General features: G+C 62.0%; 19 protein-coding genes. 10 read left to right on the top strand and 9 right to left on the bottom strand.

The annotated features are described in order from the left end of the window. The first annotated feature begins 164 nt into the window (after nucleotides 1-164). The 6 genes from KSW38_RS15355 (at nucleotide 165) to KSW38_RS15330 (ending at nucleotide 5,050) form a co-directional block, all read left to right on the top strand. A complete protein-coding gene (locus KSW38_RS15355) occupies nucleotides 165-788 on the top strand; it encodes a superoxide dismutase (RefSeq protein ID WP_216925790.1) in 624 nt (207 codons plus the stop codon). Nucleotides 789-1,058: 270 nt separating this feature from the next. Beyond that, nucleotides 1,059-2,069 carry a type I glyceraldehyde-3-phosphate dehydrogenase gene (gene gap, locus KSW38_RS15350; protein WP_216925789.1) on the top strand — a complete coding sequence of 337 codons (1,011 nt, stop codon included), beginning with the start codon at nucleotides 1,059-1,061 and terminating at the stop codon, nucleotides 2,067-2,069. A gap of 9 nt (nucleotides 2,070-2,078) precedes the next feature. Continuing rightward, nucleotides 2,079-3,305 carry a phosphoglycerate kinase gene (locus tag KSW38_RS15345; RefSeq protein ID WP_216925788.1) on the top strand — a complete coding sequence of 409 codons (1,227 nt, stop codon included), beginning with the start codon at nucleotides 2,079-2,081 and terminating at the stop codon, nucleotides 3,303-3,305. Nucleotides 3,306-3,379: 74 nt separating this feature from the next. Continuing rightward, complete coding sequence (gene tpiA, locus KSW38_RS15340) at nucleotides 3,380-4,195, top strand: triose-phosphate isomerase (RefSeq protein ID WP_216925787.1); 816 nt, start codon at nucleotides 3,380-3,382, stop codon at nucleotides 4,193-4,195. 36 nt (nucleotides 4,196-4,231) lie between these two features. Continuing rightward, nucleotides 4,232-4,489: a preprotein translocase subunit SecG gene (secG, locus tag KSW38_RS15335; protein ID WP_216925786.1), complete on the top strand. Its 258-nt coding sequence runs from the start codon at nucleotides 4,232-4,234 to the stop codon at nucleotides 4,487-4,489. A 165-nt stretch (nucleotides 4,490-4,654) separates the two neighbouring features. Further along, the gene (locus tag KSW38_RS15330) at nucleotides 4,655-5,050 is read left to right on the top strand and encodes an RNA polymerase-binding protein RbpA (RefSeq protein ID WP_216925785.1); all 396 of its coding nucleotides are present in this window, start codon (nucleotides 4,655-4,657) and stop codon (nucleotides 5,048-5,050) included. Here KSW38_RS15330 and pgl read toward each other — a convergent pair. Genes pgl through tkt form a run of 6 tightly spaced genes read right to left on the bottom strand, consistent with a single transcriptional unit; the run spans nucleotide 5,003 to nucleotide 13,226 of the window. Beyond that, nucleotides 5,003-5,821: a 6-phosphogluconolactonase gene (gene pgl, locus KSW38_RS15325; RefSeq protein WP_216925784.1), complete on the bottom strand. Its 819-nt coding sequence runs from the start codon at nucleotides 5,819-5,821 to the stop codon at nucleotides 5,003-5,005. The two genes, KSW38_RS15330 and pgl, sit on opposite strands and share 48 nt — an antisense overlap. Continuing rightward, nucleotides 5,811-6,752, bottom strand: a complete 942-nt coding sequence (locus KSW38_RS15320) for a glucose-6-phosphate dehydrogenase assembly protein OpcA (protein ID WP_216925783.1) — start codon at nucleotides 6,750-6,752, stop codon at nucleotides 5,811-5,813. The genes pgl and KSW38_RS15320 overlap by 11 nt, the downstream gene beginning before the upstream one ends. Then, nucleotides 6,749-8,305, bottom strand: a complete 1,557-nt coding sequence (gene zwf / locus KSW38_RS15315) for a glucose-6-phosphate dehydrogenase (RefSeq protein ID WP_216925782.1) — start codon at nucleotides 8,303-8,305, stop codon at nucleotides 6,749-6,751. The genes KSW38_RS15320 and zwf overlap by 4 nt, the downstream gene beginning before the upstream one ends. 15 nt (nucleotides 8,306-8,320) lie before the next feature. Continuing rightward, the gene (locus KSW38_RS15310; protein WP_216925781.1) at nucleotides 8,321-9,952 is read right to left on the bottom strand and encodes a glucose-6-phosphate isomerase; all 1,632 of its coding nucleotides are present in this window, start codon (nucleotides 9,950-9,952) and stop codon (nucleotides 8,321-8,323) included. 6 nt (nucleotides 9,953-9,958) lie between these two features. Continuing rightward, complete coding sequence (tal, locus tag KSW38_RS15305; RefSeq protein ID WP_216925780.1) at nucleotides 9,959-11,077, bottom strand: transaldolase; 1,119 nt, start codon at nucleotides 11,075-11,077, stop codon at nucleotides 9,959-9,961. 22 nt (nucleotides 11,078-11,099) lie between these two features. After that, nucleotides 11,100-13,226: a transketolase gene (tkt, locus tag KSW38_RS15300; RefSeq protein WP_308169392.1), complete on the bottom strand. Its 2,127-nt coding sequence runs from the start codon at nucleotides 13,224-13,226 to the stop codon at nucleotides 11,100-11,102. A gap of 430 nt (nucleotides 13,227-13,656) precedes the next feature. On the opposite strand from tkt, the gene KSW38_RS15295 reads away from it, so the two are divergent. Continuing rightward, a complete protein-coding gene (locus KSW38_RS15295; RefSeq protein WP_216925779.1) occupies nucleotides 13,657-14,619 on the top strand; it encodes a heme o synthase in 963 nt (320 codons plus the stop codon). 593 nt (nucleotides 14,620-15,212) lie between these two features. On the opposite strand, the gene KSW38_RS15290 is transcribed toward KSW38_RS15295, so the two are convergent. Genes KSW38_RS15290 through KSW38_RS15280 form a run of 3 tightly spaced genes read right to left on the bottom strand, consistent with a single transcriptional unit; the run spans nucleotide 15,213 to nucleotide 17,914 of the window. Next, nucleotides 15,213-16,157 carry a COX15/CtaA family protein gene (locus KSW38_RS15290; protein WP_216925778.1) on the bottom strand — a complete coding sequence of 315 codons (945 nt, stop codon included), beginning with the start codon at nucleotides 16,155-16,157 and terminating at the stop codon, nucleotides 15,213-15,215. A 30-nt stretch (nucleotides 16,158-16,187) separates the two neighbouring features. Beyond that, nucleotides 16,188-16,952, bottom strand: a complete 765-nt coding sequence (locus KSW38_RS15285) for an ABC transporter permease (RefSeq protein WP_216925777.1) — start codon at nucleotides 16,950-16,952, stop codon at nucleotides 16,188-16,190. Continuing rightward, nucleotides 16,949-17,914 (bottom strand): ABC transporter ATP-binding protein, encoded by a 966-nt coding sequence (locus KSW38_RS15280; RefSeq protein WP_216925776.1) that lies wholly within the window; start codon nucleotides 17,912-17,914, stop codon nucleotides 16,949-16,951. Before KSW38_RS15280 ends, KSW38_RS15285 begins: the two co-directional genes overlap by 4 nt. Before the next feature lie 109 nt (nucleotides 17,915-18,023). Between KSW38_RS15280 and KSW38_RS15275 the strand changes: the two genes are divergently transcribed. Genes KSW38_RS15275 through sufD form a run of 3 tightly spaced genes read left to right on the top strand, consistent with a single transcriptional unit; the run spans nucleotide 18,024 to nucleotide 21,624 of the window. Next, nucleotides 18,024-18,845 carry a helix-turn-helix transcriptional regulator gene (locus KSW38_RS15275; RefSeq protein ID WP_216925775.1) on the top strand — a complete coding sequence of 274 codons (822 nt, stop codon included), beginning with the start codon at nucleotides 18,024-18,026 and terminating at the stop codon, nucleotides 18,843-18,845. Next, nucleotides 18,845-20,308, top strand: coding sequence for a Fe-S cluster assembly protein SufB (gene sufB, locus KSW38_RS15270; protein ID WP_216925774.1), 1,464 nt, complete (start codon nucleotides 18,845-18,847; stop codon nucleotides 20,306-20,308). Before KSW38_RS15275 ends, sufB begins: the two co-directional genes overlap by 1 nt. Nucleotides 20,309-20,310: 2 nt before the next feature. Further along, entirely contained in the window at nucleotides 20,311-21,624 is a 1,314-nt protein-coding gene (gene sufD, locus KSW38_RS15265) for a Fe-S cluster assembly protein SufD (protein WP_216925773.1), read from the top strand. Nucleotides 21,625-21,629: the final 5 nt, after the last annotated feature.

Below are 21,629 nucleotides of genomic sequence, written 5' to 3'. Positions count from 1 at the left end.
ATAGAATCGAGAGCGCGGAGGAAATACTGCGAGGTCGCCGCGGGTTGTTCCCGTTGGTGGCAGGAGCAAGCTTCCTCCCCAAGGATTTCCGGCTGGCCTGCCGGCCGGATGAACACAACGAGAGTTACCAAACCGGACTTCGGTCCATTACATTGGAGGATTTCGTGACAGAGTACGTTCTGCCCGAGCTCGGCTACGACTACGCAGCGCTTGAGCCGCACATTTCAGCGAAGATCATGGAACTGCATCACAGCAAGCACCACGCTGCTTACGTTGCAGGCGCCAACAATGCCCTCAAGCAGCTCGCTGAAGCCCGCGAATCGGGTGACTTCGCCAACATCAACCGCCTCTCCAAGGACCTCGCGTTCCACACCGGCGGCCACATCAACCACTCCGTGTTCTGGAACAACATCTCCCCGGACGGCGGCGACAAGCCTGAAGGCGAACTCGCAGCCGCCATCGAGGACGCTTTCGGGTCCTTTGACGCTTTCCGTGCCCAGTTCACCGCTGCCGCACTGGGTCTGCAGGGTTCCGGTTGGGCCTTCCTGGCGTACGAGCCCATCGGTGGCAACCTGGTCATCGAGCAGCTCTACGATCAGCAGGGCAACGTCGCCGTTGGCACCACTCCGCTGCTCATGCTGGACATGTGGGAGCACGCGTTCTACCTGGACTACGTCAACGTCAAGGCTGACTACGTCAAGGCGTTCTGGAACATCGCCAACTGGGCAGATGTCGCCAAGCGCTTCGAAGCAGCCCGCGCCAACGCTACGGGCCTCATCGTCCTGTAGCTGGTGAGGCCCGATTCACGTTGATGTAACAAAAGTCACATTAACGCTGAAATGGGACCAAATGCTGGAAAGCCTGCCCCCGCAGTTGCGGGGGCAGGCTTAGTTAAACGTAAGATGGGTCACGGAAGGCGGTTAGCCTTCAGCAACGTGGCTGGTCGCCCTCCGATCTGATAATCACCTCTGCCCAATGACGTGCGGGGTCTGTTAGTTGGAAATATTGATCCGACTCACTAGGCGTGCTTGCAAGAGCACCAAGGAGATTGACACATAGTGACCACCCGTATTGGTATCAACGGCTTCGGCCGCATCGGCCGTAACTACTTCCGCGCAGCACTGGCCCAGGGCGCAGACCTTGAGATCGTCGCAGTCAACGACCTCACCAGCCCTGAGACCCTCGCCCACCTCCTGAAGTACGACTCCGTCGGTGGCCGTCTGACCCAGTCCGTGGAAGTCAAAGAGGGCAACCTGGTTGTTAACGGCGAGTCCATCACGGTCCTTGCTGAACGCGATCCCGCAAACCTTCCCTGGGCCGAGCTCGGCGTGGACATCGTCATCGAGTCCACTGGGTTCTTCACCAAGGCAGCAGCTGCGCAGAAGCACATCGACGCCGGCGCCAAGAAGGTCCTCATCTCGGCTCCTGCCAGCGACGAAGACATCACCATCGTCATGGGTGTGAACCACGAGCTCTACGATCCCGCGGCGCACCACATCATTTCCAACGCATCCTGCACCACCAACTGCCTGGGCCCGCTGGCCAAGGTTGTCAACGACGCCTTCGGCATCGAGCGTGGCCTGATGACCACGGTTCACGCCTACACGGCTGACCAGAACCTGCAGGACGGCCCCCACGGAGACCTCCGCCGTGCCCGCGCTGCCGCTATCAACATGGTCCCCACCTCCACCGGTGCCGCAAAGGCCATCGGCCTGGTCCTGCCGGAGCTCAAGGGCAAGCTGGATGGCTATGCAATCCGCGTCCCCGTCCCCACCGGTTCCGCAACGGACCTCACGGTCACTGTTTCCCGCGAAGTCACGGTCCAGGAAGTCAATGCCGCGGTCAAGGCCGCTGCTGAGTCCGATCAGTTTGCCGGAATCCTGAGCTACACCGATGCTCCCATCGTCTCCTCGGATATCGTTGGCGACCCCGCTTCGTCGATCTTCGACTCCGGCCTGACCAAGGTGATCGGCAACCAGGTCAAGGTTGTTTCCTGGTATGACAACGAGTGGGGCTACTCGAACCGCCTCGTCGACCTCACGGAGCTCGTCGCATCCAAGCTGGGCTAGGGTAGACACATGACATCTCACACCCTCAACGAACTCATCGCTGAAGGTGTCCGCGGGCGGTACATTCTGGTCAGAAGTGACCTGAATGTGCCGCTCGACGGCTCTACAGTGACCGACGACGGCCGCATCAAGGCCTCCCTCCCGGTCCTTAAGAAGCTCTCGGACGCCGGTGCCCGTGTGCTCGTAACCGCCCACCTCGGCCGCCCCAAGGGGGCCCCTGAGGAAAAGTACTCATTGAAGCCCGCAGCGGCCCGCCTGGCGGAACTTGCGGACTTCAACGTCCAATTGGCTGCAGATACCGTTGGCGGCTCCGCCAAGGAATTGGCAGCTGCATTGCAGGATGGCGAAATACTCATCCTGGAAAACGTGCGTTTCGATGCCCGCGAGACCAGCAAGGACGACGCCGAGCGTGGCGCATTCGCTGACGAGCTGGTTGCCCTGACGGGTGACAACGGCGCGTTCGTGGACGACGCCTTCGGCGCGGTCCACCGCAAGCACGCCAGCGTCTACGACGTCGCAACCCGGCTGCCGTCCTACCTCGGCGACCTCGTGCACACCGAGGTGGAGGTTCTGCGGAAGCTCACGGCCGACACCCAGCGGCCTTACGTCGTCGTCCTGGGCGGTTCCAAAGTCTCGGACAAGCTGGCGGTCATCGACAACCTCCTTGGCAAGGCAGACACCATCCTGGTCGGTGGCGGCATGCTATTCACCTTCCTCGCCGCCGAAGGCCACAAGGTAGCTGGCAGCCTCCTTGAGGAAGACCAGATTCCTGTAGTGCAGGACTACCTGAAGCGCGCTGCGGACGCCGGTACGTCTTTCGTGATTCCCACGGACGTCGTGGTCGCCAGCCGCTTCGCAGCGGATGCCGAGCATGAAGTAGTCCGCGCGGATGCCATCGAGGAAAGCTCCTTTGGTGCCTCCGGCATTGGCTTGGACATTGGGCCCGAATCCGCGTCTGCTTTTGCGGCGCAGATCGAAGGAGCCAAGACCGTCTTCTGGAACGGCCCCATGGGCGTTTTCGAATTCGAGGCATTCTCCAGCGGCACGCGGGCCATCGCACAGGCCCTGACTGACACTGTGGCCTTCACGGTTGTCGGTGGTGGCGACTCCGCCGCAGCAGTAAGGACCCTCGGCTTCGAGGATTCCCAGTTTGGCCACATCTCCACCGGTGGCGGGGCCAGCCTGGAATATCTTGAAGGCAAGGAACTTCCGGGCCTCAGCGTCCTGGACCGCTAAACAGCAATCCGGCCGGCAGGACGCCCACGCGTCCTGCCGGCTGTTCCATTTATCAACGCATTCTTGGAGTTCATGTGACTACCTCTGCCAACGGCAACTTTGTCCGAAAGCCCTTCATCGCAGGCAACTGGAAGATGAACATGGACCACGTCCAGGGCATCACTTTGCTACAGAAGCTCGTCTGGACCCTCTCGGACGCAAAGCACGATTACAACCGCGTAGAGGTTGCCGTCTTTCCGCCGTTTACCGATCTCCGCGGGGTGCAGACGCTCGTACAGGGCGACGAACTCGACGTTGTTTACGGCGGCCAGGACCTGTCCCAGTTCGACTCTGGCGCCTATACCGGTGACATCTCCGGCCAGTTCCTGAGCAAGCTGGGCTGCGCATACGTTTTGGTAGGGCACAGTGAACGCCGGACCATTCACAACGAGTCCGACGATGTCCTGAATGCAAAGGTCAAAGCTGCGTTCCGCCACGGTGTCACACCGGTCCTTTGTGTGGGTGAGGGCCTCGAAATTCGTCAGGCAGGCACGCACGTGGAGCACACGCTGGCCCAGTTGCGCGCCGGTGTCGAAGGCCTCACTCCGGAACAGGCCGCTGAGCTCGTTGTCGCCTATGAGCCCGTGTGGGCTATCGGAACCGGTGAAGTTGCAGGTCCGGACGATGCACAGGAAATGTGTGCTGCCATCCGCGCCGAACTTGCCAAGCTCTTCGACGAGGGCGTGGCTGAAAAGACGCGCCTTCTGTACGGTGGCTCGGTCAAGGCCAACAACGCTGCCGCCATCATGGCAGAAAACGACGTTGATGGCCTGCTTGTGGGTGGCGCCAGTTTGGACCCAGCTGAGTTTGCTAACATTGTCAGGTTCGAGAGCCACCTCGTCACGGACTAGTCCGGCTCCCGTTTTCCGCTTCTTCGAAAGGCCGTCGTGGACGTTCTTCATGTCATCCTGCAGATCCTGCTGGGCGTAACCAGCCTTCTGCTGACGCTGCTCATTCTTCTCCACAAAGGACGTGGAGGCGGTTTGTCCGACATGTTCGGTGGAGGAATGAGCTCCGGATTGAGCTCTTCCGGCGTCGCTGAGCGGAACCTGAACCGCTTCACCATCATTCTTGGCGTGACGTGGGGAGTCGTCATCATCGGCCTGGGCCTGATCATGCGCTTCACCTCAGGTGGCGATTCCTAATAGTTCGCGCGGGAAGGCTCCTGCAAGGGAGCCTTCCCAGAATTCCGGAACCATTCGGCACCAAACACCAGTGCCGCCGTCGTACCCCTCGCATTAGACTGGGCCTGTTGGCCGTAAGGCCTACGGGCCGTGACGGCCAACTACCGAGTCGCTAGGGGTTCGAAAATGGTTCATGGCACGCCTGGTTACCGGGGCACCCGCGTTGGTGTAGCACTCGGAACTGCTCCTCGACATCAAAGCGACCACGGCGATGGAGAACAACTGCCGCGTATTCGTGTCCCGTATTGGTGCGCCAAGGGACACGAGACGCGGCTTGTTTTCCTTAAGCTGCCGGACGAACAAATACCCAAGAACTGGGACTGTCCCAAGTGCGGCCTCCTTGCATCGAGAGACCCAGGCCAGGTTACGGAAACCCGGCCGGAAGATGACCTCTTCAAGTCGCACTTGGATTACGTTAAAGAAAGACGCTCCAGCCAGGACGCCGAAATCGTCCTGGCCGGAGCGTTGGAGCGGTTACGCGCCCGCGGGGTCCTTCCGGACCAACTGCTGGGGGACACGTGACGCCGCGTTCTCGTCGATGAGCCAAAGGGTCCTTGAACGCCCAACCGGGCCTGCTGCGGGAACCTGAACAGGGTTGGCCCCTGCCAAGGCAAGGCCCACAGCGCCGGCCTTGTCTTCGCCCGCTACCACCATCCAGATTTCCTGCGCCGTGTTGATGGCAGGCAAAGTCAAGGAGATGCGGGACGGCGGCGGCTTGGGCGAGTTTTCAACACCCACCACTGTACGGTTCTTCTCCCTGATGGCGGCCTGTTCCGGGAAGAGGGAAGCGACGTGCGCGTCAGGACCTACACCGAGCAGGAGTACGTCGAAACGCGGAAGGACGCCGGGCTCCTCCGGACGGGTATCGGACATGTCAGCTGCATGCTCTGCCTCAGCTGCTGCCTTCAGCCTGTCGGCATAGTCAGCCGCAGCATCATCAGCCGATGCGAATTCGTCCGAAGAACCGGGCTCATGGACCCGGGCAGGGTCAACCGGCAGGTGGGCGAGCAAAGCCTGGTGTGCCTGGCGGGTGTTGCGGTCATCGCTGTCTGCTGCAACAAAACGCTCATCCCCCCACCAGAAATTCACCTTTGACCAGTCGACAGCTGGTGCCGCGGCAGAATCCGCCACCGCCTTCAGGGTACCGATCCCGACAGTTCCTCCGGTCAGGACCACCGTGGCCTCACCGTGCTTGTCCTGGACATCCACAAGCTTGGTGATAAGGCGCGCCGCAATAGCCGCCATGAGCACCTTGGAATCGGGGTGGATACTTACTCTGGGATCAGCGTGCACTGGTCTGGACTCTCCTCTGACTGGTTAATGGCAGTCCCATCGTAATCACTTCTCCGAAGACTTCGTCGGGGTCCAGCCGACGGAGTTCTTCGGCGAGGCAATCCTTCAGGCTGCGTCGGGGGAGGGTGATGCGCTGTGCAGGCTGACCCGGCTGCGTTAGCTCGGCCACGGACAATCCCGGGCGGAAAAGCTGGACGTCACCGCTGGCACGCGTCATGCGGACGCGGCGGATTCCGGTACCAGCCGGATCGGCAACGATCGTCACAGGCGCTTGCAGGGCAAGGCTCAACCAGGCTGCCAGGAGCAGAGTGCTGGGAGAGTCCGAAGCACCTTCCACCGCTACGGCCGAGACGGGGTCCCCGTCCACCTGGTCGAACACGGCAGCAAGCTGCATGCGCCAGTTCGTCAGACGGGTCCATGCGAGATCCGTGTCGCCTGCCTTGTAAGTCCGGCGAATGTTCTCCAGTGCCAGGGCGGGGTCGGGCTCGTTCGCGGAGTCCGTGATGCGACGGTGCGCAATACGCCCGATGGACGTCTCGCAGGCGCTTTCCGGTGCGCCGTGGGGCCACCAGGCCACAATCGGTGCGTCCGGAAGCAGGAGGCCTGATACCAGGGACTCGCTTTCGTGGGCCATGTGGCCGAACCCCCGGAGCACGATGACTTCGGAAGCACCGGCGTCGCCGCCAACGCGGATCTGCGCGTCGAGGCGGTCCGGTGCTTCTGCCCCGGCATCGGCAAGCACGATGATGCGGCAGGGGTGTTCGCGGCTGGCCTCGTTGGCCGCCTCGATGGCGTCTTCTTCCTGCCCGGACTTCGTGACAACCACCAAGGTCAGCACCCGGCCCAGGGCGATCACGCCGCCCTGTTCCCGCAGCGACATGATCTTCTTGGAGATCTTGGAGGTGGTTGTGTCGGGAAGATCTACGATCATGGCCTTCTCCAGGTTCGTCCATCACGGGCAAGGAGTTCATCGGCCGAAGCCGGTCCCCAGCTACCGGGTGCGTACGGTTGCGGTTGTTCTTCCAGGCCCGCCCAGTACTCTTCGAACGGGTCCAGGATCTTCCAGGACAGCTCAACTTCCTGGTGGCGCGGGAAGAGCGGCGGTTCGCCCAGGAGTACGTCCAGGATGAGCCGTTCGTAGGCTTCGGGACTGGATTCGGTAAACGAGTGGCCGTAGCCGAAGTCCATCGTGACGTCGCGGACCTCCATTTGCGTGCCCGGCACCTTGGAACCGAAACGGATCGTTGCGCCCTCGTCAGGCTGGACACGAATAACTACGGCGTTCTGACCGAAGTCGTCATCGTTGTGATCGCGGAACAGCAGGTTGGGTGCACGCTTGAAGACAACCGCGATTTCGGTCACGCGGCGGCCCAGGCGCTTTCCGGCACGCAGATAGAACGGAACCCCGGCCCAGCGGCGGGTGTTAATGTCCACACGGATCGCGGCATAGGTTTCGGTCTTGGAATCAGCAGGAATGCCGTCCTCGTCCAGGTAACCGAGTACCTCCTCGCCGCCCTGCCAGCCACCGGTAAATTGTCCCCGGGCGGAATGCGTGGATAAATCATCGGGCAGCTTGACGGCCGCGAGGACTTTTTCCTTCTCGGCACGCAGGTCATCGGCGTTGAAGGAAATAGGCTCTTCCATTGCCGTCAAGGCCAGGAGCTGCAGCAGGTGGTTCTGGATCACGTCACGGGCCGCGCCCACGCCGTCGTAGTAGCCGGCACGGCCGCCGGTACCGATGTCCTCGGCCATGGTGATCTGGACGTGGTCAACGTAGTTGGCATTCCAGAGAGGTTCGAACAGCTGGTTTGCAAAGCGCAGGGCCAGGATGTTCTGGACCGTTTCCTTGCCCAGGTAATGGTCAATCCGGAACACGGCATCCGGCGGGAACACTGACTCGACGATGTCGTTGAGCTGACGGGCTGACTCGAGGTCGTGACCGAACGGCTTTTCGATGACCACCCGGCGCCATTGCCCGGGCTTCGCCTGGGCCAGGCCATGCTTGGACAGCTGGCGACAGACCTGCTCGAACGCCTTGGGCGGGATAGAGAGGTAGAACCCGTGGTTGCCACGCGTGCCACGGGTCTCGTCCAGTTCCTCCAGGACGTCACCGAGGCGCTCAAAGGCGTCGTCGTCGTCGAACTCGCCCTGGACAAAGCGAATACCCGAAGCCAACTGTTCCCAGACGGCCTCATCAAACTTGGTCCTCGCATGGGCCTTGACGTTCTCTTTCACCTCCGCCGCGAAGTCTGCGTTGTCCCACTCACGGCGTCCGAATCCCACCAGGGCAAAGCTGGGCGGAAGCAGGCCGCGGTTGGCAAGGTCATAGACGGCCGGCATGAGTTTCTTACGGGCGAGGTCGCCGGTGACTCCGAAGAACACCAACGAGGACGGCCCGGCGATGCGGTTCAGGCGCCGGTCCCGCGGATCCCGCAAGGGGTTCCGCAGGCCGGCGTTCTTCCTGCCGTTTTCAGTTTCTGGCATGTTTGGTTTTGTGCCTTAGCTTTCGAGCGCGCTGGCCTGGCCGGCCAGTGCAGCGACGACTTCCTTGAGCTGGGCTACGCCGGCAGCACGTTCGGTGAGGTGCAGGCGCAACACGGGACGGCCATGGCCTTCCAGGACCTGGGCATCGCCCGAGGCCTGTGCAGCAATGAGCTCCCCGAACGTGAAGGGGCGGTCAGGAATTTCCAGGTCCAAAGACGATGCTGCGGTGATCTGAAGGAACACACCAATAGCCGGGCCGCCCTTGTGGAACTGTCCCGTGGAATGCAGGAACCGAGGGCCCCAGCCGAACGTCACCGGACGGCCGGAAACAGCGGCGAGTTCGTCACGGATGCCTTCAAGGGGTGCATGGGAGATGCGGTCCAGGTAAGCCTGGACGCTCAGGTAACCGTCAGAGCCGAGCTGGGCCAGAAGTGCCTGGACGGCCTCGGCTGCCGTGGAAGCGCTACCGAGCCAATCGCCGCCGCGTACTTCCACGACGCCGTCGGTGAACGCGGCCGGAGTGGGCTCAGGCCGGGCATCCAGCAGACCGCGCGCGGCCACTTTGGCAGCCTCGACGTCGGGCTGGTCAAACGGGTTGATGCCCAGGAGCCGGCCTGCAACGGCGGTCGCGAATTCCCAAAGGAACATCTGGGAAGCCAGGCCACCTGCGATGGCGACTTCGTTTTCACGAAGTTCGACGTCGGCGTCCGCACTGACCAGCCGGACCACCAGGACGTCCTCAGCGCCGCCAAGAGCCTCGGGGGAATCCGGGCCCGCGACAACAGGCAGCACACCCGTGCCGAGCTTGCCCGTGGACTCCGCGATGAGCTGCTCGGCCCAATCAGCGAAGCCCACAATGCCGGAACCGTCCTCGGCGATGACGATCTTGTTGCGCAGAGGATTGGTGCCGCCCAGGGCGATGCCCAAGGCAAGACCAATGTTGTCCTCGGAATCCTCATTGAGGATTTCTGCCGCTTCCTCTGCCTCGTCCAGGAAAGATTGGATATCCACACCGGCCAGGCCACACGGGACCAGGCCGAACGCGGTAAGGGCGGAGAACCGGCCGCCGACGTTCGGGTCGGCGTTGAAGACTGCACGGTAGCCGGCTTCGCGGGATGCCTTGTCCAGCGGAGAACCCGGGTCCGTCACGATAATGATTCGACTCTTGGCATCGACACCGGCGTCCTTGAACGCTTTCTCGAAAACCCTGCGCTGGGAATCGGTCTCAACAGTTGAACCGGACTTAGAGGACACGACGATTGCAGTCGCCGCCAACCGGTCCGTCAAAGCAGCGCTGACCTGCTCAGGATCTGTGCTGTCCAGCACAGTCAGCTCGACGCCGGCGGTGCCGGCGATGACCTCGGGAGCCAAGGAGGAGCCACCCATGCCACAGAGGACAATACGGGAGACGCCCTCGGCGCGGAGAGCATCGCGAAGTTCGAGAATGCTCTCCACCAAAGGTTGCGATACGGCGGCAGCCTCAACCCAGCCCAGACGGATGGCCGACTCGGACTCCGCTTCTGGACCCCACAGCGTGTGGTCTTTGGCGAAAATCCTCGTGGCGACCTTGTCGTCTACCAGGCTGGTGATGTTCTGGGCGATGGCCTGCTGCGCGGCACCGCTGGCGTCGTAGCTGATTGTGCTCATGGTTGGTTAGGAAGCCTTCCGTGCGGTGGCGAGGGCGCCTTCTACGTCGGCCAGGAGTTCCTTCCAGCTGGCCACGAACTTCTCGAGACCTTCGGACTCAAGCACGGCTACGACGTCGTTGTAGGAAACGCCGAGTGCTTCGAGTGCGTCGAGGGTCTGGTTCGCTTCTGCGTAGGTGCCGGTGATGGTGTCTCCGGTGACTACGCCGTGGTCGAACGTTGCGTCGAGGGTTTTTTCCGGCATGGTGTTGACCACGCCGGGGGCGACGAGTTCGGTGACGTACAGGGTGTCGGGGTAGGCCGGGTCCTTGACGCCGGTGGAGGCCCAGAGCGGACGCTGGGGGAGGGCGCCGGCTTCTGCGAGCAAGGCCCAGCGTTCGGTGGAGAACAGTTCTTCGTAGACCTGGTAGGCCAGGCGTGCGTTGGCGACGCCGGCCTTGCCCTTGAGGGCCTTGGCTTCGTCGGTGCCGATGGCATCCAGGCGCTTGTCGATCTCGGTGTCCACGCGGGAAACGAAGAAGGATGCCACGGAGTGGATCTTGGAGAGGTCATGGCCGTTGTCCTTGGCCTGTTCCAGGCCGGACTGGAAGGCGTTGATGACGGCGCGGTAGCGCTCCAGGGAGAAGATCAGGGTCACGTTGACGCTGATGCCTTCGGCCAGGGTTGCCGTGATGGCTTCCAGGCCTTCCAGGGTTGCCGGGATCTTGATGTGGACGTTGTCCTTGTTGACCTTGCCGTGCAGGTGCTTGGCCTCGGCGATCGTGGCCTGGGTGTCCCATGCCAGGCGCGGATCCACCTCGATGGACACGCGACCGTCCACGCCGTTGGTCGCGGCAGCGATCGGTGCGAAGAGGTCGCAGGCGTCGGCGACGTCCGTGGTGGTGATCTCGAAGATGGTCTCTTCGACGCTGGCACCGGCTTCGGCCTTGGCTGCGATGGTGGCGTCGTAGTCCGTGCCGGTGGTGATGGCGGCGTGGAAGATGGAGGGGTTGGTGGTGACACCAACGACGTTCTTTTCGTCGATGAGCTTCTGCAACGTCCCCGTTTCGAGGCGGTTGCGGGAAAGGTCATCGAGCCAGATGGAAACGCCGGCGTCGGAGAGTTGCTGCGTGGGGGTGCTGGTCATTGTTTTCTCCTTGATAGAGGTATCAGGCGCTCAGGCCTGCGAGGGAGTCTTTTGCAGCGGCGGCGACGGCTTCGGCAGTGATGCCGAATTCCTGGAACAACCGCTTGTAGTCTGCCGAGGCACCGAAGTGCTCAAGTGAGACCGAACGTCCGGCGTCACCGACGAATTCGCGCCATCCCAGGGCGAGGCCGGCTTCGACGGAAACGCGTGCCTTCACCTCGGCGGGGAGCACGGACTCACGGTAGGCCTCGTCCTGCTTGTTGAACCATTCCACGCACGGCATGGAAACAACGCGGGTGGCGATGCCTTCAGCCTGGAGCGCTTCGCGGGCCGCGACGGCGAGCTGGACCTCGGAGCCCGTGCCGATCAGGATGACCTGCGCGTCAACGGTTTCGCCGTCCTTGGAAGCCTCAGCCAGGACGTAACCGCCCTTGGCCACACCAGCGGTGGAACCGAAGGTGTCACCTTCTGCGGTGCCTTCGCCGCGGGCGTAGGTGGGGATGTTCTGGCGGGTCAGGACAATGCCGGCCGGGTTCTCGTGGTTCTCCAGCATCGTCTTCCACGCTGCCGAGACCTCGTTCGCGTCACCGGGGCGGACCACGTCCAGGCCCGGGATGGCGCGCAGCGAAGCGAGTTGCTCCACGGGCTGGTGGGTGGGACCGTCTTCGCCCAGGCCGATGGAGTCGTGCGTCCACACGTACAGGGACGGCACACCCATCAACGCGCCGAGGCGGATGGCCGGGCGCTGGTAATCCGAGAAGATCAGGAACGTGCCCGAGAACGCACGGGTGCGTCCGTGCAGGGAGATGCCGTTCACGATCGACGCAGCCGCGTGCTCTCGGATACCGAAGTGCAGGACCCGTCCGTACGGATTGCCCTTCCACGCGTCAGTGGAGCGCGAGGTGGGAATGAACGAGGGCGAGCCTTCAATCGTGGTGTTGTTGGACTCGGCGAGGTCGGCGGAACCGCCCCACAGCTCGGGAAGGACCGGGCCGATGGCGTTCAGGACCTTGCCCGATGCTGCACGGGTGGAAACATCCTTGCCGGCTTCGAACACCGGCAGTGCCGCGTCGATGCCCACGGGAAGCTTCTTGGCCTCAACGCGCTCCAACAGGGCAGCAGCGTCCGGGTTGGCTGACTGCCAGGACTCGAACGAGGACTGCCAGGCAGCGCGGGACTCGGCGCCACGGTCCAGGACCTTGCGGGCGTATGCCAGGACCTCTTCGTCAACATCGAAGGACTTCGCAGGATCGAAACCGAGCACGGTCTTCAGTGCTGCGACTTCCTCGGCACCCAAGGCCGAGCCGTGGATCTTGCCCGTGTTCTGCTTCTTCGGGGCCGGGTAGCCGATGATGGTCCGCAGCGAAATGATGGACGGCTTGTTCGTCTCAGCCTTCGCAGCCAGCAATGCTGCGTAGAGTTCCTGGACGTCCTCGACGTACTCCCCGGTCTTGGTCCAGTCCACACGCTGGGTGTGCCATCCATAAGCTTCGTAGCGCTTCAGGACATCTTCGGTGAACGCGACGTCGGTGTCATCTTCAATGGAAATGTGGTTCTCGTCATAGATCACCACGAGGTTGCCCAGTTCCTGATGGCCGGCCAGCGAGGACGCCTCGGACGTCACGCCTTCCTGCAGGTCGCCGTCGGAAGCGATAACCCAGATCGTGTGGTCAAACGGTGATTCACCGGCGGGAGCATCGGCGTCGAACAATCCACGCTGGCGGCGCTGGGAGTAAGCGAAACCAACAGCCGAAGCCAAGCCCTGGCCCAACGGGCCGGTAGTGATCTCCACACCAGCGGTGTGCTTGTACTCGGGGTGGCCAGGGGTCAGCGAACCCCAGGTACGCAGTGCCTCAAGGTCCTTCAATTCCAGTCCATAACCGGACAGGAACAGCTGGATGTAAAGAGTCAGTGACGTGTGACCGGGGGACAGGACGAACCGGTCACGCCCAATCCAATCAGGGTTCTTCGGGTCATGGCGCATCAGCTTCTGGAACAGCAGGTACGCTGCCGGCGCCAAGCTCATAGCCGTGCCGGGGTGGCCATTTCCAACCTTCTCCACAGCGTCAGCAGCCAACACGCGAACGGTGTCAACAGCCTTCCGGTCCAGATCGGTCCATGACAGTTCTTGCTCTTCCAAATGTGGCACGAAAACCGAGCCCCTCTCTGTGCTGACGGCAGGCGTAAGGACACGGCACGCAGGAAGCACAGGATGGCGCCCGCTGCAATGTGTCTACCAGCCGTTCACCATTGAAACGTTGATCCTTCATCCAGACGCACGGCTCCTCCGAGAATACGGTTTCCCGGATTGTCAACGTGTGCTGATCTGCTCAACAGCTTAGCCCCAAACGTGTCCTGAAACTCAGGGAATCCCACTAACTGGACAGAAATTCCCTTATATGAATCACGATGGCGCCGCCACGGAGTGAACTTTCCGAAACATTCGCGTATTTTGCGGACATGGACGCACTTCCGGCCACGGTATGATATCTGGAGGCCACCAGCGGTTCATGCGCCTGCGGTTCCATCTCGGAAACCCGGACTGCAGTCGCTGCGAGAACCCCAGAGCATAGAACAGAGTGACTGCCGCCGTGAGCACAACTGATACGCCCCTCAACGCGTCCCCGGCCCGGGGAAGCATCGGAATCTCCCGCAAGTTAAAGGCGTATCTGGCTCTCACCAAGCCCCGTGTCATCGAGCTGCTCCTGGTCAGCACCCTCCCCACCATGATCTTTGCCCAGCGCGGCTTCCCGTCCATCGGGTTGATTCTGGCGACTCTCGTGGGGGGTGCCTTCGCTGCAGGCAGCGCCGGCGTGTTCAACTGCTACATCGACCGCGACATCGACAAATTGATGCACCGCACTGAGAAGCGTCCGCTGGTTACTGGCGAAGTATCGCCACGGGAGGCTTTGGTTTTTGCCTGGATTCTCGGCGCCGCGTCGATTGCCATCCTGTGGTTCGGCGCGAATCCGTTGTCCGCATGGCTTGGCTTGGGTGCCATCGTTTTCTACGTGGTCATCTACACCATGATCCTGAAGCGCCGCACCGCACAGAACATCGTTTGGGGCGGGGCAGCCGGCTGCTTCCCGGTGCTCATCGCCTGGGCCGCGGTCACCAACACCGTTGAGTGGCCTGCCATTGTGCTGTTCATGGTTATCTTCCTATGGACGCCCCCGCACTACTGGCCGCTGTCCATGCGCTACGGCGAGGACTACCGCAACGCCAAGGTGCCCATGCTCGGAGCAATTGCAGGGGCCAAAGTTGTGTCCGTCCAGGTGGTCCTTTACGCCTGGGCAATGGTTGCCTGCTCGCTCCTGATGATTCCAGTGGGCGGCGCCGGCTGGGTCTATACAATTGCCGCTGTCGCTGCTGGGGCCTGGTTCCTGTACGAGAGCCACGCCCTCTACAAGCGAGCCCAGGGTGGCGACGTCTCCAATAAGGGCGCCATGAAGGTCTTCCACGGCTCCATCAGCTACCTGACGCTACTCTTCATCGCGCTGGCAGTAGACCCGTTCATCGGATCACCGATCATCGGCGGCTAACCTCCGCGGCCGCTTCCACAAATAAGGCACGACCACAAATAAGGCCCGACGCCGCATCCCACCCCGGGTACCGGCGTCGTGCCTTTCGTTTCCCCTCGATGCTCTCTCACATCCCACCGGGTTTTCTGCGGATGCTCGCGCACAACCCACTGCGTTTTCACTGATGCTCGCTCACATCCCACTGACCTGGTCGGGGGTGTTCGTTTGACCGTGGATGCCAGCACGGATGCTATGACCGCTTCCTTCGAAGCAGATGAAGAATGCGTAAAAGGGCCAGCAAAGGGAGCCGCTGGCCAGATAGCCCCGCCCAATCCCCGCGCCGCTGTCGTGGTAAGGCGCGAACTACCTCCAGGCGTGCTGGGAGTCGCATAGAGTCCGGACACGGTTGGCCCGTTTGCGGTCAAATGCCTTTGTCGTCCGAAAGTGATCGAGCAACCGACCTAAGCCGTGGGGATGTGAGCGAGCAACCACCCCAAGCCGTCGGGATGTGATCGAGCAACCACCCAAGCCGTCGGGATGTGATCGAGCAACCGCCCTGAATCGTCGGGATGTGATCGAGCAACCGACCTAAGCCGTCGGGATGTGAGCGGGGGCTACGTGGCGGGGCTGTACTTGGCGATATCAGCCGCGTTGGTCGACGCGCTCATTAGCAGGGCTGCGCCAAGCATGTGTGCGCCCACGAGAAGCGCAGGAATTCCGTTGTAGTACTGGGTGAACCCGATGACGGCTTGGAACAACGTCACGGCGAGCAGCAGGAATGAAGCGGTCCGGAACGGGCCGCCAATCTTGTGCCGGACCACAAGGTATACAGCCAATAGTGTCCCGGCTGTGATCAGGTAGGCGGGCACAGCGTGAATGTGTGAAAAAAGGTCCCAGTCCAGATCATTGCGCGGCGCGTCTGCGTCGCCTGCGTGCGGACCGGCGCCTGTGACTACTACGCCGAGCATGACTGCTATTGCCGAGAAAACGGCGACGGCCAGCATAACGGGGCGGGCAACGGAAGGTAGTGCAGGCAGTACCTGCTTCATGAATCGGCCGGTGCGGCCGAAGGCACGGTTCACGAGCAGAGTCGCGAAGACAACCAAGGCCATGGATACCAGGAAGTGCAGGCCCACAACCCAGGGGTTGAGGTTGGAAAGAACCGTGATTCCGCCGATGATGGCCTGAGCAGGGATGCTCGCGAGCAGGCCAAGGGCGAGCATGAAGAGGTCGCGACGTTCCTTGCGGAGATTCCACAAGTAGACCAGCATGAGTGCAGCAACCGCCGCCAACGCGAACGTGAGCATACGGTTTCCGAACTCGATAAAACCGTGAATGCCCATTTCAGGCGTGTTGACGAGGGAGTTATCGGTGCATCGCGGCCACGTGGGGCAACCAAGGCCCGACGCCGTAAGGCGAACTGCACCACCGGTCACCACGAGCACTGTCTGTCCGATCAGGGAGAGGACCGATAGCCGTTGGATAGTGCGATTTACCTCCGTTGGCAGCTTGGCGGTGAATCGCTGGACGGATTTAGGGAGGCGTGATGCCGTGCTCACAGTTTGCTCAACTCTCAGTTCTGCTTGTTGTCAGTTCCACTTGAACCAGCGAATGGCTGCGGCGCCGGCCAGCAATGTCCACAGCAGGAGGACCAGGACGGCGGGGAAGGGCACAATGCCCAGCAGGAATGCATCCCGCAATGCCTGGCCGAGGGCGCCAGAGGGCAGGAAATGCACGATGCCCTGGGCTACGGCAGGAAGCCTTTCTGCCGGGACAACTATCCCGCCCAGCGCTCCGAGAAGGATCCACAGAAGATTGGTGATGGCCAGGGTAGCTTCAGGCCGAACCGTTCCCGCAACGAGGAGTCCCAGCGCAGTGAACGATGCCGCACCAAGGACAAGGATCCCAAGGCCCGGAAGCCATGCTTCGGGCCGGGGCTGCCAGCCCAGGAGTCCGGCGACTACCCCGACCACCAGCACTTGAAGGAAGAGGACGACGAGCACAGCGAGTATCTTGCCGGCGATCAGGCCACCACGTCCCAGGGGGGTGGTTGAGAGGAAGCGGAGAACGCCGTAACGCCGGTCAAATCCCGTGGCAATGCCCTGGCCAGTAAAAGCGGTGGACATTGCGCACAGGGCGAGGATTCCCGGCGTGGCCACGTCGACACGAGAGCCTCCGAGCCCATCGAGGAGCGGAGTAACAGTCAGCCCGGCCAAAGCAAGCAGAGGCAGGACGACTGCAAGAATCAGTTGCTCACCGTTCCGCAGCATTGTGATGGTCTCGTAGCGGCCTTGCTGCAGAATACGGCGAGGCAAGGAAGCGGGGCCGGCGTTGGGGGACAGTAGCTTGCTCATCGGAGGTCCCTTCCGGAAATGTCCAGGAAAACGTCCTCGAGGCTCCGCGCCTCGAGTCTGAGTGACGCCGGCATGATGTTCCGTGCGGCCCACCAAGCGGTCAGGGCGGCAAGGTCGTCGGGCCCCAGTGCGCCGGTGATCGAGTAGCTGCCAGCCCGGGTTTCCAGGACCTGCAGACCTGCGCCAAGGACGTCTTTGAACTCGAGTCCCGGCGGCGCATCGAAGAAGAGGGTCCGGTCAGTGATTGCGGTGTCGGTGGAATGATCGTGCCGCAGAAGGTCGGCGACCGTTCCCTCGGCGACGTTGTGTCCGCCGTCGATGATGTAGACGTAGTCAGCCAAGCGCTCGGCGTCATCCATCAGGTGCGTCGTGAGGATGATGCCCATGCCGGCGTCGCGCAGTTCGGCAATAAGGTCGAAAACCACCTGCCGCGAATGCGGATCCAGTCCAGCGCTGGGTTCGTCGAGGAAGAGGACCTCCGGGTTGCCAATCAATGCGGCAGCCAAGGCCACCCGTTGCTTTTGGCCACCTGATAAGCGCCGCACACTGGTGCGGCCGAATTGGGCGATGCCAAGACGCTCCACGAGGGCGTCGACGTCCATCGGATTGCGGTACATGCCGGCAACATGACGCAACAAAGGGATTGGACGGGCCGACGGCGGGAGGCCGCCATCCTGAAGCATGACACCTACCCGGGACCTCAAGTCAGCGCCGGCACTATCCGGGTCTGCCCCCAGAAGCGAAATGGTTCCACCGGTCCGTCTCTGCAGGCCCTGCGCACATTCCAAGGTGGTGGTCTTGCCGGCACCGTTAGCCCCGAGAAGGGCCGTAATCTGGCCCCGCCCGGCCGTCATGGACAGCCCACTGACAACCCGGAGCATTTTGCCGTCAAGGGAGGCCAGGGGGCCTACATCCTTTATGAGTCCGTCTATAGTGAGGACAGGGGAATCGGTGGATCGCACCAGAGTATTCTACGGGAAGTAGTACGGTCGCATTTGGCGGGTGGCTAAGGTCAGTCTTGCCTTACTGGATGCATGAAACAAATTACGACATGATTGTGTTGTGTATTCCATGACGAGTCCAATCTCCATGCCATCAAGGCGGCATGCCGCAGCGGCAGAGGCCTTCGCGCCTTCGTCGGCGCTGCCGGAAGCGGAAGACCGCACCAGGGACCGCGTCCTGAGCGCAGTGCTGGAAAACGGCCCGGTAAGTGCCGCCGAACTGGGCGACCTCCTTGGTTTTACGCCCGCAGCGGTCCGCCGCCACCTGGATCACCTTGAGCGAAATGGCGTAATTGAAGTCAAGCGCGTCGCCAAGGCGGGAGCCGGGGCGGGACGCCCTGCGCGCCGCTATGTCCTGAGTTCGCAAGGTCAATCCAAGCTTGGCGACGACTACTTGAACATCGCCAGCTCCGCGCTCCGCCGACTCCAGGACATCGCCGGCGAGGATGCAGTCCGCGAATATGCTGAAGAGCGCTTCTCTGAAATGGAGCGCCGCTATGCGCCCGAAGTTGCGGCGGCCGGGCAGGATATCGCGGCCCGCTCCTTGGCCTTGTCCAAGGCCCTCAGCCGGGACGGCTATGTTGCCTCTGCCCATTCCATTGAGGCCAAAGCCCCACTGCCGGCAGAATTTTCCAGTGTCCAGCTATGCCAGGGACATTGCCCCATCCAGCAGCTCGCAGCAGAGTTTCCTGTTTTCTGTGACAGCGAAACCAAAGTCTTTTCCCGCTTGGTGGGCGTCGATGTCCGGCGTCTTTCAACCCTGGCGCAAGGCGGGCACGTCTGCACCACCCACATACCTACCGGGCGACCAGCTGCCACGGTGCATCACAGCATCGCAGAGCAGTCCGGGAACCCGTACCAGGAATCAAACAACCAGCAAGAAAGGCCGTGATGACGGACCAACTAGCAGAGAAAGCGGTAGCTGACGGCACTGTGATCTCGGAGATTCTGGAGAAGAATCCCGAACTGCACGGTATCGGAAACTACGAGTACGGCTGGGCCGACAAGAACGACGTAGGCGCGAATGCCCGTCGTGGCCTCGACGAGGAGGTTGTCCGCGACATCTCCTCGAAGAAGAACGAGCCCGAATGGATGCTCGATCTGCGCCTCAAGGGCCTGAAGTACTTCGACCGTAAGCCCATGCCTACGTGGGGCGCAGACCTCTCGGGCATCGACTTCGACAACATCAAGTACTTCGTGCGTTCCACTGAGAAGCAGGCGGCAACGTGGGAAGACCTGCCGGAAGACATCCGGAACACCTACGAAAAGCTCGGCATCCCGGAAGCTGAGCGCAGCCGGCTCGTTTCAGGCGTCGCAGCCCAGTACGAATCCGAAGTTGTCTACCACCAGATCCGCGAGGACCTCGAAGCCCAGGGCGTTATCTTCCTGGACACGGACACCGCCCTGCGCGAACACCCGGAGATCTTCCAGGAGTACTTCGGCACCATCATCCCCGTGGGCGACAACAAGTTCGCTTCCCTGAACACGGCAGTATGGTCCGGTGGATCGTTCGTGTTCGTGCCCAAGGGCGTGCACGTCGACATCCCGCTCCAGGCATACTTCCGTATCAACACGGAGAACATGGGCCAGTTCGAGCGCACCCTGATCATCGCCGATGAGGACTCCTACGTTCACTACATCGAAGGTTGCACGGCTCCGATCTACACCTCGGACTCACTGCACTCCGCCGTTGTGGAGATCATCGTGAAGAAGGGCGCCCGCGTCCGCTACACGACCATCCAGAACTGGTCCAACAACGTGTACAACCTCGTCACCAAGCGTGCCATCTGCGAAGAGGGCGCCACCATGGAATGGATCGATGGCAACATCGGCTCCAAGGTGACCATGAAGTACCCGGCCGTTTACCTGGTAGGCGAGCACGCCAAGGGTGAAACCCTGTCCATCGCTTTTGCGGGCGAGGGCCAACACCAGGACACGGGCTCCAAGATGGTGCACATCGCACCGAACACCAAGAGCTCCATCATTTCCAAGTCCGTGGCCCGCGGCGGTGGCCGCGCGGCCTACCGCGGCTTGGTCCAGGTCCGCGAAGGTGCAAAGCACTCGGCCAACACGGTCCGTTGCGATGCCCTTCTGGTGGATACCATTTCCCGCTCGGACACCTACCCGTACATCGACATCCGCGAGGATGACGTCGTCATGGGTCACGAGGCCACCGTTTCCCGCGTCAGCGAAGAGCAACTCTTCTATCTGATGTCCCGCGGCATGCCTGAGGACGAGGCCATGGCCATGATCGTGCGCGGCTTCATTGAGCCGATCGCCCGTGAACTGCCCATGGAATATGCCCTTGAGCTGAACCGCTTGATTGAACTGCAGATGGAAGGGTCCGTCGGTTAACAATGACTGATATCACTACTGAAAAGGCGCGCATCGGCGCGCCCTCGGCCCAGCCGTTTATCAACGGCTTCACCGAGGAAGGCGAAAACCTTTCGCCCCTAAACACCGGAACAAACACCAGCACGACGTCGGAGCAGCCTGCTGCTGGTCCGCTCGGTGGAGCATCGGTAAAGAGCCACTCGCATGGTGGCGGCGTCGGTATCCCGGACAGCTCCCGCGCCGGCCGCCTCACGTCTTACAAGCTGGAGGACTTCAAGCCCCTGACCGGCCTTGAAGAAGACTGGCGTTTCACACCGCTGAAGCGCTTGCGCGGTCTCCACACCGAGGTCCTTGACGGTGCAGCTCCGGCTGTCAGTGTGACCGCACCGGCCGGCGTCGTCGTCGAGACCGTTGGCCGCGACGACAAGCGCATCGGGCAGGCAGGCATCCCGGAGGACCGTGTGTCCGCAAACGGCTGGGAGAACTTTGCCGAGGCTACCGTTGTAACGGTTCCGGTTGAGCTGCAGGCCGAGAGCGAAGTTTCCGTCCTGGTCACCGGCTCCGGCGACGCTCCGTCGGCGCAGCACATCGTGATTGTGGCAGAGCGTTTCTCCAAGGCGGTGGTGGTCCTGGATCACCAGGGCACCGCTGTTGTTTCCGAGAACGTTGAAATCATCGTCGAAGATGGCGCTGAGTTGACTGTCGTGTCCTTGCAGGAATGGGCAGACGACGCCGTTCACGCATCCGCGCAGCAGGCCAGGATCGGCCGCGACGCCAAGTTCAAGCACATTGTGGTCAGCCTCGGCGGGGACGTCGTGCGCGTTACGCCGTCCACCCGCTTCACCGCTCCTGGTGCCGACGTCGAAATGTTCGGCCTGTACTTCGCCGATGCTGGTCAGCACCTTGAGCAGCGCCTGTTTGTTGACCACGCAGTGGCCAACTGCAAGTCGCGCGTGCTGTACAAGGGCGCGCTGCAGGGCCGCAATGCCCACACTGTGTGGGTGGGTGACGTCCTGATCCGTAAGGAAGCAGAAGGCACGGACACCTATGAGGCCAACCGCAACCTGGTCCTGACGGACGGCGCGCGTGCTGACTCTGTGCCGAACCTGGAAATCGAGACGGGACTCATCGAGGGTGCCGGCCACGCCAGCGCCACCGGCCGTTTCGACGACGAGCACCTCTTTTACCTCATGGCACGCGGCATCCCGGAAAAGGTTGCCCGCCGCCTGGTGGTTCGAGGCTTCCTCAACGAGATCATCCAGCAGATCAACGTCCCGGCAATCGAAGAACGCCTGACCGCTGCTGTTGAGCGCGAACTCGCCGCGACCGACAACTAGCAGAC

Source organism: Paenarthrobacter aromaticivorans (genome assembly GCF_019038615.1).
GTDB classification, from domain to species: Bacteria; Actinomycetota; Actinomycetes; order Actinomycetales; family Micrococcaceae; genus Arthrobacter; species Arthrobacter aromaticivorans.
This window is presented reverse-complemented; position numbering and strand designations above follow the sequence as displayed.